Source organism: Faecalibacterium hominis (ex Afrizal et al. 2022) (genome assembly GCF_049545105.1).
GTDB lineage: Bacteria > Bacillota > Clostridia > Oscillospirales > Ruminococcaceae > Faecalibacterium > Faecalibacterium duncaniae.
In genome coordinates, this window is record NZ_CP186860.1 from 404066 (window position 1) to 419359 (window position 15294).

Genomic DNA, 15294 nt, shown 5'->3' on the forward strand with positions numbered 1-15294 from the left:
GAAAGGAGCGTTGTGAACGTGATCGAAGTTTCTCATCTCACCAAACAGTATGGCAATCATCTTGCCGTGGACGATGTCTCGTTTACCGTGGCAGATGGCCAGATCTGTGGTCTGCTGGGGCCCAACGGCGCGGGCAAATCCACCATTATGAACATCATCACCGGCTATCTCTCTGCCACCAGTGGGCAGGTGACGGTGGCAGGGCACCCTCTGCCCGAGGAGGCCGATGCCGCCAAGGCCTGTGTGGGCTATCTGCCCGAACAGCCGCCCCTTTACCCGGAGATGACGGTGCAGGAGTACCTGACCTTTGCCGCCGAGCTGAAGGGTGTGAAAAAGGCGGAACGGAAGGAGCAGGTGTGCAGGGCTGCCCGCCGTACCGGGCTGGAAACCGTTCTGCCCCGGCTCATCCGCAGCCTTTCCAAGGGCTACAAGCAGCGGGTGGGCATTGCACAGGCATTGCTGGGCAGTCCCAGGCTCATCATTCTGGACGAGCCGACGGTCGGCCTGGACCCGGCACAGGTCATCGAGATCCGCAAGCTCATCCGGGAGCTGGGCCGGGCACATACAGTTATCCTGTCCAGCCATATCCTCAGTGAAGTGCAGGCAGTCTGCCAGCAGATCCTGATCCTTTCCAAAGGACACTTGGCGGCAGCAGGCAGTCTGGAGGAGCTGACCGCCGATGGCAAGAGCCTGGAAGAGGTGTTTCTGGAACTGACCGACGGTGAACCGGAAGAAGCAACCGGAGAGGAGGACGCAGAATGACAGCTATTTTTAAGCGGGAATTCCGCAGTTTCTTTCACGGGATGCTGGGGTACGTCCTTACGGCGTTTCTGGTGGCGAGTTCCGGCCTGTATTTTCTGGCCCGGTGCCTGATCTACGGCCTGACCGATTTCAGTTATCACACCCTCTACCAGACCATTTTCATGCTGCTGCTCTATATCCCGGTGCTGGCGATGCGCTCACTGGCCGAGGAGCGCCACAGCCGCACAGATCAGCTGCTGCTCACCAGCCCGGTCTCAGTGTGGGGCATCGTGCTGGGCAAGTTCTTTGCCATGGCGGCTGTGTTCGCTCTGCCCTGCGCTGTGGATGCGGTGATGATCTTCATCCTCTGGGCGCTGGGCGGCACCGTGTCTGCTTTACTCGCAAACCTTGCGGGGCTGCTCTGCTACTTTTTGCTGGGCTGTGCGGCCATTGCATTGTGTGAGTTTCTCTCCGGCCTGACCGAGAACCAGATCATTGCCGCCGTGGCGGGCTTTTCAGCCTTGCTGCTGGCCTACCTGATGCCCAGCCTGCGCAGTATGTTCAATGCGGGCAGCGCTGTGGCACTGGCAGTGTTCACCGGGATCGCAGGCGCAGCATCTCTGGCAGCCGGTCTGCGTACCCGCAGCTTTGTGCTGGGGTGCCTGACCTTTGCGGCGCTCTGCCTGGGCCTGACGGGGCTGTTTCTGCTCCGCAGTGCATGGCTTACCGAGGCTTTCAGCGCCGTGCTGAGTGCCCTGTGCCTGTTTACACCCTTTGAGGATTTTGTCAACAACAGCTTCTCCATCCCTGCCGTGGTCTATTATCTGACCGTGACGGCGGTGTTCCTGTTCCTTACGGCGCAGGACATTGAGAAGCGCCGCTGGAACTGAGAGGAGGGAACACAGATGAAGCTTTTTGCAAAGCAGAGCTCCTCGGGTGACGGGCGGGTGTTCCGCAGCGGGGTGTGGTCGGCAGCCATTGCCGCGGCTGTGATCGTGCTGGCCGTGCTGGTCAATCTCATTGTCCGGGCCATTCCTTCCAGATATACCGAGTTCGATCTCTCCGAGGCGGGGCTCTACACCCTGAGCGAAAGCTCCAGACAGGTGGCCGACGACCTGACGCAGGATTTGACCATTTACTATCTGGCCCAGACCGGCAATGAGGACCAGATCATCTCCAAGCTGCTGGACAAGTACGCCGCCCAGAGCAGACATATCGCCTGGGAGCTGAAAGATCCGGCAGTCTACCCGACCTTTGCGGCCCAGTACGGCGCACAGGACCTGACCTCCGGTGGGCTGATCCTGGTCTGCGGGGAACAGAGCAAGGTGCTGGATGCCGCAGAGCTTTACGACTACGATTACAGCGATTATGCCACCACCGGCGCGGCCAACGTGACCTTTGACGGTGAAAGCAGGATTACCTCTGCCATCTACCAGCTGACCAGCGGAGAGAGCCGCCATGTGTACTACACCACCAACCACGGCGAGCAGGCGCTGACTTCCACCCTGACCGATGCGCTGGAAAGCCAGAACCTGACCGTCTCGGCACTTGACCTGCTCTCCCAGGCCATCCCCGAGGACTGTGACCTGCTTGTCATCAACGATCCGGCGCAGGACTTTTCCGGCGCAGGCAGTCTGGTGGATGAGCTGGGCCAGCTGCGCAGCTATCTGAGCAACGGAGGCCGCGTGCTGCTGCTGACGGATTCCTATTATAGTACCCCCAATCTGGATGCTGTGATGGCCGAGTTCGGCCTGACCCGCACCGAGGGCCTTGTGGTGGAGGGCGACACCAACCACTACCTCAATGGCTACCCGGCCCTTTACCTGCTGCCGGATTATGCCAGTACAGAGGAATCCACCGCGCTGGACGGTGTGAACACCAGCCGCAGAGTTCTGCTGCAGATGGCACAGGGCATCACCCTGACCGAGACAGAGCATGTGGTCTCGGATGCCCTTCTGGTCAGCTCGGACAGTGCTTACAGCAAACCGGAAGGCTACGAGATGACCACCACCGAGAAGGCGGACGGCGACATAGCCGGTCCCTTCACGCTGGCAGCATACGCCCGCAATGAGGACACGGGTGCTCAGGTCATCTGGGTCAACTGCGGCAATATGGACAATGAGGGTATCTATCAGGTCATTCCGGGCAATGTGACCTTCCTGCAGGGGTGTGCGGCTTCGCTGGCCGGGCAGGAGAGCGCTGTCCTCATCGACAGCAAGGCGCTGGAAGCCTCGCCGTTGGAAGTGCCCGGCATTGCCGCCTCCACGCTGGGGCTGCTCTTTGTCATCGTTCTGCCTGCGGCCCTGCTGGCTGTGGGTGCCGTGGTGGTCGTGCTGCGGCGCAGAAAGTGAGGACCTGTCCATGAAAGCAAAACAGCGTACCCTCGGGGTGCTGCTTTTCCTCATCCTGCTGGCAGGCGGCGTGTTTGCCCTGCTGACGCTGCGGAATGCCCGGGAAGAACAGGCTGTCAGTGCGGCCGCAGATGGAACCATTCCGCTGGCGGCAGTTTCTGGCAATGACCTGACGCAGATCGTGCTCCACTATCAGGGCGAGACGAACACCCTGCGCTATACCGCCGACGGCTGGACGCTGGCTGAAGATCCAGCTTACCATCTGGACACCTCTGCCTGCAACACGATGCTCACCGCGCTTTCCTCTTTGAACGCAAAGGGGGAGCTGAGCCCGCAGGCAGGGGAGGACTACGGCTTTGCGGAGCCTGCACTGACCATAGAGGTGATGGCAGCGGGCGAAACGGACACCTATACCTTCGGGGCCAGCAATACCATGACAGGGGATCTCTATGTCCGCAAGAATAACAGCGGTGTCATTTATACGGTATCCGGCACCAAAGCCGCCTGCTTTGAGTTGACCAGGGCGGAGCTGTTTGGTGCCTTCAACCCGGCGGGGCTGACGGCCTCGGAGATCGAAGCCGTCTCCTATACGCTGGCCGATGGCGAGACCGTGACCCTGAAAGCAAACTCGGAGCCCGCAGCAGAGAGTGACAGCAACGCCTACCAGACTGTCTGGCGGCTGGCAGGGGACACCGCCGCAGACCTCGACGAGACAAAGGTGGATGCCATCCTCTCAGCCCTCTGCACCTATGTCTCGGCACAGGCAGCAGATGCCGACCCGGCGGCGTATGGTTTTGAGGCCCCGCTGGTCACAGCAGAGGTCACCACAGCCGATGGCACAATAAATCTGACCTATGCCATGGGGACAGACGGCTGTTACCTGATGGTGGAAGGCGACAGCTCCGTTTATACGGTGGATGCCAGTGTGGTGAGTGCGCTTTTGTACCCCGCGGATCAGCTGAAAGTAGAATAAAACGTTCCTCTCCCGCGCTGTGCGAATTCTTGGTACAGCGCGGGATTTTTTTGCGCCGGATGTAAAGTTTCGGCAAACCTCGACAGAGTGATTGACATTTCAGTTCGGATTGTTTATGATAGGCGATGACAGGGCAGAATAACTGCACAATATTACGGATGTCATGGATGTTGTGCAGGGCTGGGTCGCCCTGGTACGAAGGATGGGGTGGATGCCCTGTCTTTTTTCGTATCTGAGTTTAAGGAGGAAAAGTAAAAAATGGACAACTCGGTGATCGTTTCACTGCGCGATATCGTGGTGGAATTTGACGGTCAGCGCATTCTGGATGGGCTGAACCTGGACATCCATGACAAAGAGTTCGTAACGCTGCTGGGTTCCTCCGGCTGCGGCAAGACCACCACCCTGCGCCTGATCGCAGGCTTCCTGGAACCCAACGCGGGTCAAGTGCTGCTGAAAGGCCAGGATATTACTGGCGTGCCCCCCTATAAGCGTCCGGTGAATACCGTGTTCCAGAAGTACGCGCTGTTCCCGCACCTGAACGTGTTTGAGAATGTGGCCTTTGGCCTGCGCCTGAAGAAGATGGACGAAGAGACCATCCGCCGCAAGGTGCGCGATATGCTGGAGGTGGTTGGCCTGAAAGGCTTTGAGCGCCGCAGCATCGGCCAGATGTCCGGCGGCCAGCAGCAGCGTGTTGCCATTGCCCGCAGTCTGGTCAATGAGCCTGAGATCCTGCTGCTGGACGAGCCTCTGGGTGCACTGGACCTTAAGCTCCGCAAGGAGATGCAGCTGGAGCTCAAGCGCCTGCAGCGTGAGATGAACATCACCTTTATTTATGTCACCCACGATCAGGAAGAGGCCCTGACCATGTCCGATACCGTCGTTGTGATGAACGGCGGCAAGGTGCAGCAGATCGGTACCCCCGAGGATATCTACAACGAGCCTAAAAATGCCTTTGTGGCGGACTTTATCGGCGATTCCAACATTGTGGACGGCGTGATGCACCGCGACTTCCTGGTCTCCTTCTCGGGCGTGCAGTTCCCCTGCGTGGACCGCGGCTTTGCCCGGGAACAGAGCGTACAGGTGGTGGTCCGCCCCGAGGACATTGAAGTGGTCAGCCCAGTGGAGGGTCAGCTGGTGGGCGTGGTCAATGATGTCATCTTCAAGGGCGTTCACTTTGAGATGCACGTTGAGTGCGAGGGCCGTGAGTGGCTGATCCACTCCACCCGCGCCTGCACCCCCGGTGAGACCATTGGTATGCGCATCGGCCCCAACGAGATCCATATTATGGCACGTTCGGAGGGCTGAATGGGAAATGATGAAAATTTACGATAAGAAGCTGGCCTATCCTTATTTTATCTGGATGGTGCTGTTCACGGTGGTTCCGCTGATCATCGTGGTCTATTATGCCCTGACCGATGGCAGCGGCAATTTCACCATTGCCAACCTGACCAGCGTCAGCGGCTACGGTTCCGTGTTTGCCCGCAGCCTGCTGCTGGCCCTTGTGGCTACCGTGATTTGCCTGATCATTGCATTTCCGGTGGGCTATTTCCTGTCCCGCCTGCGGGTGAACAAGCAGCATATCATGCTGATGCTGGTCATGCTGCCCATGTGGATGAACTTCCTGCTCCGCACCTACGCCTGGATGGGCCTGCTGAGCATCAACGGCCCTGTGAACGCGGTGCTGGGCTTTTTGGGCCTGGGCCCCTATACCATGCTGAATACCTCCGGCGCGGTGGTGCTGGGCATGGTGTATAACTATGTGCCCTACATGATCCTGCCCCTCTACACCAGTATGACCAAGATCGATCAGAGCCTGGTGGAAGCGGCACAGGATCTGGGAGCCTCCACCACCCAGACCCTTTTCCGGGTGCTCATCCCCATGAGCGTGCCCGGCATCAGCACCGGCATCACCATGGTGTTCGTTCCGGCGGTGTCTACCTTTGTCATCAGCCGTATGCTGGGCGGCGGCTCCAATCTGATGATCGGCGACCTGATCGAGATGCAGTTCCTGGGCAACAGCTACAACCTGAACGTCGGTTCGGCCATGAGCCTTGTGCTGATGATCATCGTCCTGCTCTGCATGAGCTTCACATCCAGCTTTGATGAAGATGAAATGGAGGGCGTGTCCTGATGAAAACGAAACATCTGCGCCTGATGCAGCGGGCCTACGTCATCCTCTTCTTCTGCTTCATGTACCTGCCCATTGCCTATATGATCGTGTTCAGCTTCAACCAGAGCAAGGGCTACGCACTGTTCACAGGCTTTACCCTCAAGTGGTACACCAGCCTGCTCCATAACTCTGCCATCCTGAGCGCTTTGCGCGTCTCACTGGAGGTGGCCCTCATCTCTGCAGTCATTGCAACGGTTCTGGGCACGGCGGCCTCGCTGGGCATTGCGTCCATGAGCCGCAAGAGCCGCCTGGTGATCACCAACATCACCTATATCCCGGTGGTCAACCCGGAGATCATCACCGGCATCTCCCTGATGCTGCTGTTTGTGGCTTACCAGCGCTTTGCCGAGGGAGTCTCCTGGCTGCCCGATACCATCATGGGAATGCCCACGCTGCTGATCGCGCATATCGCCTTCAATGTGCCCTATGTCATCTTCAACGTGACCCCCAAGCTCAAGCAACTGGACATCAAACTGTATGAGGCAGCTCTGGATCTGGGCTGCGACCCCAGGCAGGCGTTCTTCAAAGTCATCCTGCCTGAGATCAGCCCGGCCATCCTGTCGGCCTTCCTCATCTGCCTGACCTACTCCATCGATGATTTTATGATCTCCTATTTCAACTGCGGCACGGTGGAGACCCTGCCCATTGCCATCTATTCCATGACCCGGAAAAAGGTCAGCCCGGAGATCTACGCTCTGTCCACCATCATGTTTGTGGTGATCCTGACCATCATCCTCATCTCCAATGCCATGGAGAGCCGGGAGTACCGCCGGGATCAGAAGGCGCTGAGAGGGGAGGACGTAAAATGAAACGTTTTGCTGTTCTGCTGCTGACGCTGGCCATGGCGTTCTGCTGTGCTGCGCCCGCCTTTGCCGCCGGAACCATTGAGGTGACTGAGGACGTTTCGGTCTCGGACGATTACGACTGGACCCGCTTTCAGGGCCAGAATCTCACCCTCAACGTTTACAACTGGGGCGAATACATCTCCAACGGCTCCGATGACAGCGTGGATGTGGTGGCCGCCTTCGAGAAGCTTACCGGCATCAAGGTCAACTACACTACCTTTGATTCCAACGAGTCCATGTACGCCAAACTGAAATCCGGTGCGGCCAACTACGATGTGGTCATCCCTTCGGATTACATGGTGGCAAAGATGATCGCCGAGGGAATGCTTGCACCGCTGGATTACAGCAATATCCCCAACTCCCAGAACATCGATGCGGTCTACCGTGATCCGGATTATGACCCCACCAACGCCTATACCGTGCCCTATATGCTCTGTACCACCGGCATCATCTACAACACCACCATGGTGGAGAATGCCCCCACCAAATGGGCTGACCTGTGGGATGAGCAGTACGCGGGTAATATCCTGATGTTCAACAACAGCCGTGATGCTTACGCTATTGCGGCGTTCAAGAACGGTACCGGCATCAACCCCGAGACCCCGGAAGAGGTGGACGAGGTGGTGGAGACCCTGAAAGCGCAAAAACCGCTGGTGCAGGCCTACGTTATGGATGAGATCTTTGATAAGATGATCGGCGGCGAGGCGGCCATCGGCGTGTACTACTCCGGCGATGCCATTACCATGATCGATGATAACCCGGATCTGGCCTGGGTGTTCCCGGAGGAGGGCAGTGTGCTGTCGGTGGACTGCATGGCGGTGCCTGCCACCAGTGAGCACAAGGAAGCTGCGGAGATGTTCATCAACTTCATGTGCGAGCCGGACATCGGAAAAGCCAATGCGGAGTATATCGGCTACACCACCCCGATGCAGAAGGTGTGGGATATCCTGGACGAGGACCTGAAGTACAGCGAGATCGCATACCCCTCTGAGGAAGTGGAAGCCAAGGAAAAGGTGTTCACCGCCCTGAGCGATGAGGTCAACAACGAGCTCGATGTAAAGTGGAGCGAGATGAAAAGCTACAATGAGGGCGGCAGCGGCGTTGTGTTCCTGCTGCTGCTGCTTGCCATGGTAGCGCTGGCCTGCTTCAACATCTGGCGCAAGCTGCGCAAAAAGACCCGGAATCAGTATTGAGAAGAAAGGGCCCTCTCCGTCAAAGCCTCTGGCAATGCGAAGCAATGACGGAGAGGGTCCTCTTTTGGAAAGGAAACGTATGAATCAATATACCTATCATACAACCGTGCTGAACGCAGACGGCGATTTTCGCCGGATGATCAAGCCCAGCGCCCTGTTCCGCTATGTGGAGCAGGCTGCGGCAGACCACGCCCGTGCCTACGGCATGGATGATGCTTTTTTCAAAGCACACCACACGGCGTTTCTGGTGGGCAAGCAGGCGGCGCAGATCACCCGGATGCCCCTGCGCGCCGAAAAGCTGACGTTTCTTACCGCCTGTGAGCCGTGCAAGAAGGGTTCGATGAAGCGGCTGACCCGCATTCTGGACGAAGCAGGGAAGGAGTGTGCTCTGATCGACAGCCGGTGGATCATGGTGGATACCGATCGCGAGTGCATCCTACGCCAGCCCTCCTGGTATACGCCCGGTTACTGGAACGAGAATCTGGACGGGGAGCTGCCCCAGCTGGTGCACAAAGCAAAGGAACTGACCTGTGCGGGCAGCCGGACAGCCAGTTACTCCCTGTGCGACCTGAACGGCCATGTGAATAACGCCTGCTATCTGGACATCGCCTGTGATGCCCTGCCGCTGGAGGTAGTCAAGGGCGGGCCGTTGAAATTCGTCTCCGTCAAGTACCACCGGGAGATCCCGCTGGGCAGTCAGGTCGAGGTGTTTTATGCGCCCTCGGCCGATGGCTGGTATGTGGTGGGCCGCCGCGAAGAACACGCTGCGTTTGAATGCTACCTGGAATTTACAAAATAAATCCAGAAAAATTACAATTATGTTACAAAATCTGCGAAAAAGGTCTTGCAAAACGGGAGCAAAAGAGTTACAATATGGTTACAGAAAGCGATGAGCGCTTTTTGAGACTGAAATCTTTTTCTTCTTGTTGAATAAGAGATATCGGGTGCAGGGCCATCTCCTCCTCCGGCTGTTCTCCTTCACAGCTGTCGGCCACTGTACCGCACAGGCGGTATCTCGCTTCGTGTGCAAAAAAGTCCGTCCGGTTTTCCGGTACGGACTTTTTTGCATTCCAATTTGTGTCAGAAAACCGGCCTGTCAGGCCGAAAAGTATGACCTTGCACGTTTTTGGTGGTCAATTTTACTGTTTTTCCGCAAAGGACAGTTCTAAAGTTTGTTGCCGCTGGGGTTTGTATTCTGACGGGGTTTGTGGTAAAGTATAGTCAATCAATTTATAAGCAGCAAACATGAATTATTTTGATGCTGGTCCGTTGTTGATGCGTTAAGAAAAAAGGAGTTTAGAGTATGGCTTATTTCTATGAAGAACCTTCCCGCACCTTTGGCGAGTACCTGCTGGTTCCGGGTTATTCCTCTGCAGAGAATGTCCCCACGGCAGTCAGCCTGAAGACCCCGCTGGTCAAGTACCGCAAGGGGGAAGAGGCCTGCCCGCTGGAAATGAACATCCCCATGATCAGTGCCATCATGCAGTCGGTCTCCGGCGATAAGCTGGCCATTGCACTGGCACGGGAGGGCGGCGTGTCCTTCATCTACGGCTCCCAGAGCATTGAGAACGAGGCTGCCATGGTGCGCCGCGTCAAGAGCTATAAGGCCGGTTATGTGGTCTCCGATTCCAACCTGGCTCCTACCGCCACCCTGCACGATGTGCTGGAGCTCAAGGCCCGCACCGGCCACTCCACCATTGCTGTCACTGCCGATGGCACTCCTCACGGCAAGCTGATGGGCATTGTGGCCTCCCGTGATTACCGTGTCAACCACACCCCCGATGATGCTTCCGTTACCACTTTTATGACTCCCATCGAGAAGCTGGTCACCGCACCGGAGAATACCTCCCTGCACGACTGCAACAACATCATCTGGGACAACAAGATCAACACGCTGCCGCTGGTGGATGCTGAGGGTAACCTGAAATACTTCGTGTTCCGCAAGGACTACGATTCCCACAAGAAGAACGTCAACGAGTTGCTGGATGCCAACAAGAGCTATGTGGTCGGTGCCGGCATCAACACCCGCGACTATGCCCAGCGTGTGCCCGCACTGGTCGAGGCTGGCGTGGATGTGCTCTGCATCGACTCCTCCGAGGGCTACTCCGAGTGGCAGAGCCGTACCATCGCCTGGATCCGTGAGCACTATGGCGATACCGTGAAGGTGGGTGCAGGCAACGTTGTGGATGCCGAGGGCTTCCGTTTCCTGGCTAAGGCCGGTGCAGACTTCGTCAAGATCGGCATTGGCGGCGGTTCCATCTGCATTACCCGTGAGACCAAGGGCATCGGCCGTGGTCAGGCCACCGCAGTCATCGAGGTCGCAAAGGCCCGTGACGAGTACTACAAGGAGACCGGCATCTATGTGCCCATCTGCTCCGATGGCGGCATCGTCCACGATTATCACATCACTCTGGCTCTGGCCATGGGCGCTGATTTTGTCATGCTGGGCCGCTACTTCGCCCGCTTTGACGAGAGCCCCACGAACAAGGTGCGCATCAATGGCCAGTATATGAAGGAGTACTGGGGCGAGGGCTCCAACCGTGCCCGCAACTGGCAGCGTTACGACCTGGGCGGTTCCACCAAGCTGAGCTTTGAGGAAGGCGTGGACAGCTATGTTCCTTACGCAGGTCCTCTGGCCGATGGTGTCCAGACCACCCTGTACAAGGTCAAGAGCACCATGTGCAACTGCGGCGCACTCTCCATCCCCGAGCTGCAGCAGAAGGCCAAGCTGACTGTGGTTTCCTCCACCTCTATCGTGGAGGGCGGCAGCCATGACGTTGTGCTGAAAAATGCGACCCCCAATATTATAAACGGCTGAGCCTGAACAGGCTTGCAGGGCCGCTCCCGGAGCTTTCGGGGGCGGCCCTTTTGGCAGTACCGAAAAAAGATTTTTCTTTCCGCACGCAGGAAATTTACAAAAGCCCTTGCACCCGGGCGGCAAAGATGCTATCATGGTACAAACGTCCTGTCAAGACAGGGTGCAGGCCCACGCACTGCCGGAACAAAGGCAGGGGGAGAAGGGGCTGTTTTTTCAGCAGCGGCAAGGCTTTTTCGCTGCTGCGAAGTACAAGGAGAGGAAACTTTTCATGGACGAGATCAAAGTTGTTCCGTACATTCCGGACGAAGATTATGATAACCCTGCCATGGTGGTGGATTTCTACGAATTCACGATGGCAAACTGCCTGTTCCTGCACGGCTTTAAGAACACCACCCTTGTGTTCGATATGTTCTTCCGTAAGAACCCGGACAACATGGGTTACTCCATCAGCGCAGGCCAACGCAAGCTGACCCGGTTCCTGCTGAATTATCACTTCAACGAGCAGGATATCCGCTGGCTGCGCACCAAGGGTATGAGCGAGGAATTCTGCGAGTATCTGCGCACCTATAAGTGGAAGGGAGATATGTACGCTCTGCCCGAGGGCACGGTTTGCTACCCCCATGTGCAGATGGTCCGCATTGAGTGCGACCTGGTGGGTGCGATCCTGATCGAGACCTACCTGCTGCAGACGATGAACTTCCACAGCCTGATCACCACCAAGGCGACCCGTGTGACCGGCCTGAACACCCATACGCCCCGCAGCGTCATGGAGTTTGGCACCCGCCGCGCACAGGGCGAGAGCGCAGGCAATGATGGCGCGTATGCCGCTGTTCTGGGCGGCTGCATCGGCACTGCCAACTGCCTGGCTGAGATGAAGTATGGCTCTGAGGTCAAGGCAGTTGGCACCGTGGCACACAGCTTCATCGAGTTCTTCCCGACGGAGTTTGATGCCTTCAAGGCCTTTGCGGATACCTACCCGGATTCCGTCAGCCTGCTGCTGGATACCTACAACATCATGGAGAGCGGCCTGCCCAACCTCATCAAGCTGGACGACTACCTGATCGAGAAGTACCCCAATGACCCCAACCGCCGCGTCAAGAGTGCCCGTATCGATTCCGGCGATCTGGCCCGTGGCTCCAAGCGCCTGCGCAAGGCACTGGATGCAGCAGGCAAGCCCTATATCAAGTTGGTGGCCTCCAATGGCCTGGACGAGCGGAAGATCGCCAACATGGAGCTCTATGAGCACGCTCATTTTGATTCCTACGGCGTGGGCGAAAATCTCATCACCTCCGCTTCTGACCCTGTGTTCGGCGGCGTGTATAAACTGGTGGCGGTCAAGCTGCCGGATGGCACCTATCAGCCCAAGATGAAGTGCTCGGATTCTGCCAGCAAGGCCATCATCCCGGGCAAGAAAATGCCCTGGCGGCTCTACGATGAAAATGGTCAGGCCCAGTGCGATCTGATCGCCATGGATGGCGAGGTCATCGAAGCGGGCAAACCGGTAAAGATGGTCAACCTTGACCCGGATGCCATCGAGCGCACCATTACCATCACCCCCACCAGGGTCAAGCGGCTGCTGGTGCCCCATATCCTGAACGGTGAGCTGTCCATCGAACTGCCCGGGATTGCCGAGAAAAAGGCCTATATCGCAAAGCAGCTGACCGAAGAGACTTGGGAGACCGAGTTGCGCATCGAGATGCCGCATAAGCACTATGTCAATATGACCCCCGCTGTGGCCGAGTGCCGTGCCAAGATGTATTCGGAACTGCATGGCGGAAAGGTGTAACTTGACAAAGCAGGGTTTCTATTGTATTATAATAGCCGTTGTGTGAATCTTACATGTTTTGATACATGTTTGCAACTCCGTAACGACGGACTTGTGATAAATGTTTACCTCATCACCTGTTATTCCCGGCTCTCTGTGAATGTCCAGAGCAGCAGGGCTTTGTAAGCCGGGTTTCTATGCGCCACTGTGGTGAAATTGGCAGACACGAGGGACTTAAAATCCCTTTCTGGAGACAGAGTGCGGGTTCAAGCCCCGCCGGTGGCATGAAAAATCCCCTTCAGCGTAAGCTGAGGGGGATTTTTTACTGTTGGATCGCGTACAAAGCGTGATTCGGCGCAGGCAGAAATGCGGATGCAGCTCAGTGGTTTTCCATAGCATTGAATCGTTCCAGGAAGCTGTGATCCACACCCTCGGATCGATAGCCCGGCATGGTATCAATGGCAACATTGTGGATGCTGCGGAAGATGCTGTTTTCGATATTGGGATTGTCGCGCTTCAGGCGGCGGAGCAGGATCTTGACCTCCTGCCGCTTGGAACCACCGCCGCCGTTGTCGCACATGGTGCAGTTCTCGGTAAAGCGGCAGGCGCACTGGATGAATTCCAGATCATTGTAGCGTTTCCAGGCCAGGATATCTTCTTCCCGGATGCAGTACATGGGGCGGATCAGGGTCATGCCGGGGAAGCTGGTGCTGTGGAGCTTGGGCGGCATGGCCTGCATCTGGGAGCCGTAGAACATGCTCATCACGGTCGTCTCAATCACATCGTTGAAGTGGTGGCCCAGCGCGATCTTATTGCATCCCAGCTCCTTGGCCTTGCTGTACAGGTGGCCGCGCCGCATCCGGGCACAGAGGTAGCAGGGGTTCTTTTCGGTATTGTTGGCAACGGAAAAGATGTTGCTCTCGAAGATGGTCACCGGAATGTGCAGCAGCTCGGCATTGGACTCGATCTTCTGGCGGTTGATCTCATTGTAGCCGGGGTCCATCACCAGAAAGACCAGCTCAAAGGGAACATCGCTGTGCTTCTGCAGTTCCTGCATCAGCTTTGCCATCAGCATGGAGTCTTTGCCGCCCGAGATGCAGACGGCGATCTTATCGCCCTCCTGCACCAGCTCGTAGCGCTTTACCGCCACGATAAAGGGGGTCCACAGCTCCTTGCGGTATTTCTTGATGATACTGCGTTCGATCATCTGATAAGGTTCAAGCTCACGTTTCATGTTGGTTCCTCTTTTTATTTAATGTAGGGCGGTCAGCTCACGGCAGCAGACATCGAACGCCTGCAAAAAGGCTTTGATCTCGTCCTCAGTAGTCAGATGGCTCAGGCTGATGCGCCAGGAGGACAGTGCGTTGCGGCGGTCGCGGCTGACCGCAAATACCGCACGCGAAGGCAGACCATCCGACGAGCAGGCTGACTTGACCGAGACGCAGACCCCTTTGGCATCCAGCTCCCGCTGGAACACGGTGCCCTTGACATTACGGACGCTCAGATTCAGCACATGAGGGATGGCGTGTTCCGGGCTGTTGATGCGCACCAGCGGATATGTGCTGAGGGCGGCGCGGAGCTCTGCATTCAGCTTTGCCACATGGTCAACACGTCCGGGCAGGTCAATGACGGCGAGATCGAGCGCACAGGCCAGCGAGGAGGCCAGCGCCACAGTGGGGGTGCCGCTGCGGTAGATGGTGGTACTCTCGCCGCCATGGATGAGAGGCTCCAGCGCCAGATTCCGCCGCTTGATCAGCAGGCCGATGCCGTTCAGTCCGTAGAATTTGTGGGCCGTCAGGCTCATGGTGTCCACGCCCTCAAAAGAAACGGGGATCTTGCCCACAGCCTGGGTCGCATCCACATGCAGGTGACAGTGAGGGTATGCTTTCAGGATGGCGGCAATCTCCTGTACAGGCTGCACCACGCCCAATTCACTGTCCACCAGCGTAACGGAAACGCAGATGGTATCCGGGCGAAGCAGATCCTTCAGGTGCTCAAGATCTACAGTGCCGTCCTGCTTCACGTCCAGCAGGTCGATCTCATACCCCTGTTCCTGTAATGCCGTCAGGGTGCCGCTGACCGAAGAATGTTCCAGTGGAGTGGAGATGATGTGTCTGCCTGTATGGCGGGAGAGACGGGCCAGCCCCTTTAAAGCAAAGTTGTTGGCCTCGCTGGCACCGGAGGTATAGATGATCTCTGCTGGCTGAACGCCTAGCAGGGAGGCGATTTTGATGGTGGCAGCATCGATCTCTGCCTTGGCGGCAGAGCCTGCCTGGTGGTGAGAGTTGGCGTTGCCGATGCAGCGGCGCTCCACGGCACAGAACTGCTCCAACACCCGCGCATCCACCGGGGTGTTTGCAGAATAATCCAGATAGATCATAACATTCCTCTTGAAATACAAATCAATTCAATAGGTTATATTATAGTGCGGACAGGGG

12 protein-coding genes, 1 tRNA gene and 1 pseudogene are annotated in these 15294 nt (G+C 57.1%); 12 read left to right on the forward strand and 2 right to left on the reverse strand.

Annotated features, from left to right (window positions below; all coding sequences use genetic code 11):
* Window positions 1–18: 18 nt before the first annotated feature.
* The 12 genes and pseudogenes from ACKXGA_RS02080 to ACKXGA_RS02135 form a co-directional block, all read left to right on the forward strand.
* A pseudogene (locus ACKXGA_RS02080) lies at window positions 19–672 on the forward strand (ABC transporter ATP-binding protein); the annotation flags it as partial.
* Window positions 673–758: 86 nt separating this feature from the next.
* A complete protein-coding gene (locus ACKXGA_RS02085) occupies window positions 759–1631 on the forward strand; it encodes an ABC transporter permease (RefSeq protein WP_423729984.1) in 873 nt (290 codons plus the stop codon).
* 15 nt (window positions 1632–1646) lie between these two features.
* Window positions 1647–3092, forward strand: a complete 1446-nt coding sequence (locus ACKXGA_RS02090) for a Gldg family protein (protein WP_423729985.1) — start codon at window positions 1647–1649, stop codon at window positions 3090–3092.
* Between the two features lie 10 nt (window positions 3093–3102).
* On the forward strand, window positions 3103–4065 hold the full coding sequence (locus ACKXGA_RS02095) for a DUF4340 domain-containing protein (protein WP_423729986.1): 963 nt from the start codon (window positions 3103–3105) through the stop codon (window positions 4063–4065).
* A 258-nt stretch (window positions 4066–4323) separates the two neighbouring features.
* Window positions 4324–5370, forward strand: a complete 1047-nt coding sequence (gene potA, locus ACKXGA_RS02100) for a spermidine/putrescine ABC transporter ATP-binding protein (protein WP_097771994.1) — start codon at window positions 4324–4326, stop codon at window positions 5368–5370.
* 10 nt (window positions 5371–5380) lie between these two features.
* On the forward strand, window positions 5381–6196 hold the full coding sequence (locus tag ACKXGA_RS02105; protein ID WP_156064848.1) for an ABC transporter permease: 816 nt from the start codon (window positions 5381–5383) through the stop codon (window positions 6194–6196).
* Window positions 6196–7044, forward strand: a complete 849-nt coding sequence (locus ACKXGA_RS02110) for an ABC transporter permease (protein WP_097771081.1) — start codon at window positions 6196–6198, stop codon at window positions 7042–7044. Before ACKXGA_RS02105 ends, ACKXGA_RS02110 begins: the two co-directional genes overlap by 1 nt.
* Window positions 7041–8273 carry an ABC transporter substrate-binding protein gene (locus tag ACKXGA_RS02115; RefSeq protein ID WP_423729987.1) on the forward strand — a complete coding sequence of 411 codons (1233 nt, stop codon included), beginning with the start codon at window positions 7041–7043 and terminating at the stop codon, window positions 8271–8273. Before ACKXGA_RS02110 ends, ACKXGA_RS02115 begins: the two co-directional genes overlap by 4 nt.
* 79 nt (window positions 8274–8352) lie before the next feature.
* The gene (locus ACKXGA_RS02120; RefSeq protein ID WP_242985133.1) at window positions 8353–9072 is read left to right on the forward strand and encodes an acyl-[acyl-carrier-protein] thioesterase; all 720 of its coding nucleotides are present in this window, start codon (window positions 8353–8355) and stop codon (window positions 9070–9072) included.
* A gap of 504 nt (window positions 9073–9576) precedes the next feature.
* On the forward strand, window positions 9577–11091 hold the full coding sequence (locus ACKXGA_RS02125; RefSeq protein WP_098922427.1) for an IMP dehydrogenase: 1515 nt from the start codon (window positions 9577–9579) through the stop codon (window positions 11089–11091).
* 268 nt (window positions 11092–11359) lie between these two features.
* Window positions 11360–12877, forward strand: coding sequence for a nicotinate phosphoribosyltransferase (locus ACKXGA_RS02130; RefSeq protein ID WP_117535409.1), 1518 nt, complete (start codon window positions 11360–11362; stop codon window positions 12875–12877).
* Window positions 12878–13057: 180 nt separating this feature from the next.
* Window positions 13058–13141 (forward strand) — tRNA-Leu (locus tag ACKXGA_RS02135).
* 94 nt (window positions 13142–13235) lie between these two features.
* Here the strand turns inward: ACKXGA_RS02135 and ACKXGA_RS02140 are convergent.
* Both ACKXGA_RS02140 and ACKXGA_RS02145 read right to left on the reverse strand, forming a co-directional pair.
* On the reverse strand, window positions 13236–14090 hold the full coding sequence (locus ACKXGA_RS02140) for a tRNA 2-thiocytidine biosynthesis TtcA family protein (RefSeq protein WP_423729988.1): 855 nt from the start codon (window positions 14088–14090) through the stop codon (window positions 13236–13238).
* An 18-nt stretch (window positions 14091–14108) separates the two neighbouring features.
* Complete coding sequence (locus tag ACKXGA_RS02145; protein WP_423729989.1) at window positions 14109–15236, reverse strand: cysteine desulfurase family protein; 1128 nt, start codon at window positions 15234–15236, stop codon at window positions 14109–14111.
* Between the last annotated feature and the right edge of the window lie 58 nt (window positions 15237–15294).

Excerpts from the sequence above, each read along its gene's own strand:
- ACKXGA_RS02145 (WP_423729989.1), bottom strand. The coding sequence starts at position 15,236 with ATGATCTATCTGGATTATTCTGCAAACACCCCGGTGGATGCGCGGGTG.
- ACKXGA_RS02140 (WP_423729988.1), bottom strand. The coding sequence starts at position 14,090 with ATGAAACGTGAGCTTGAACCTTATCAGATGATCGAACGCAGTATCATC.
- ACKXGA_RS02125 (WP_098922427.1), top strand. The coding sequence starts at position 9,577 with ATGGCTTATTTCTATGAAGAACCTTCCCGCACCTTTGGCGAGTACCTG.
- ACKXGA_RS02115 (WP_423729987.1), top strand. The coding sequence starts at position 7,041 with ATGAAACGTTTTGCTGTTCTGCTGCTGACGCTGGCCATGGCGTTCTGC.
- ACKXGA_RS02095 (WP_423729986.1), top strand. The coding sequence starts at position 3,103 with ATGAAAGCAAAACAGCGTACCCTCGGGGTGCTGCTTTTCCTCATCCTG.
- ACKXGA_RS02110 (WP_097771081.1), top strand. The coding sequence starts at position 6,196 with ATGAAAACGAAACATCTGCGCCTGATGCAGCGGGCCTACGTCATCCTC.
- ACKXGA_RS02120 (WP_242985133.1), top strand. The coding sequence starts at position 8,353 with ATGAATCAATATACCTATCATACAACCGTGCTGAACGCAGACGGCGAT.
- ACKXGA_RS02130 (WP_117535409.1), top strand. The coding sequence starts at position 11,360 with ATGGACGAGATCAAAGTTGTTCCGTACATTCCGGACGAAGATTATGAT.
- ACKXGA_RS02105 (WP_156064848.1), top strand. The coding sequence starts at position 5,381 with ATGAAAATTTACGATAAGAAGCTGGCCTATCCTTATTTTATCTGGATG.
- ACKXGA_RS02090 (WP_423729985.1), top strand. The coding sequence starts at position 1,647 with ATGAAGCTTTTTGCAAAGCAGAGCTCCTCGGGTGACGGGCGGGTGTTC.
- ACKXGA_RS02085 (WP_423729984.1), top strand. The coding sequence starts at position 759 with ATGACAGCTATTTTTAAGCGGGAATTCCGCAGTTTCTTTCACGGGATG.
- potA (WP_097771994.1), top strand. The coding sequence starts at position 4,324 with ATGGACAACTCGGTGATCGTTTCACTGCGCGATATCGTGGTGGAATTT.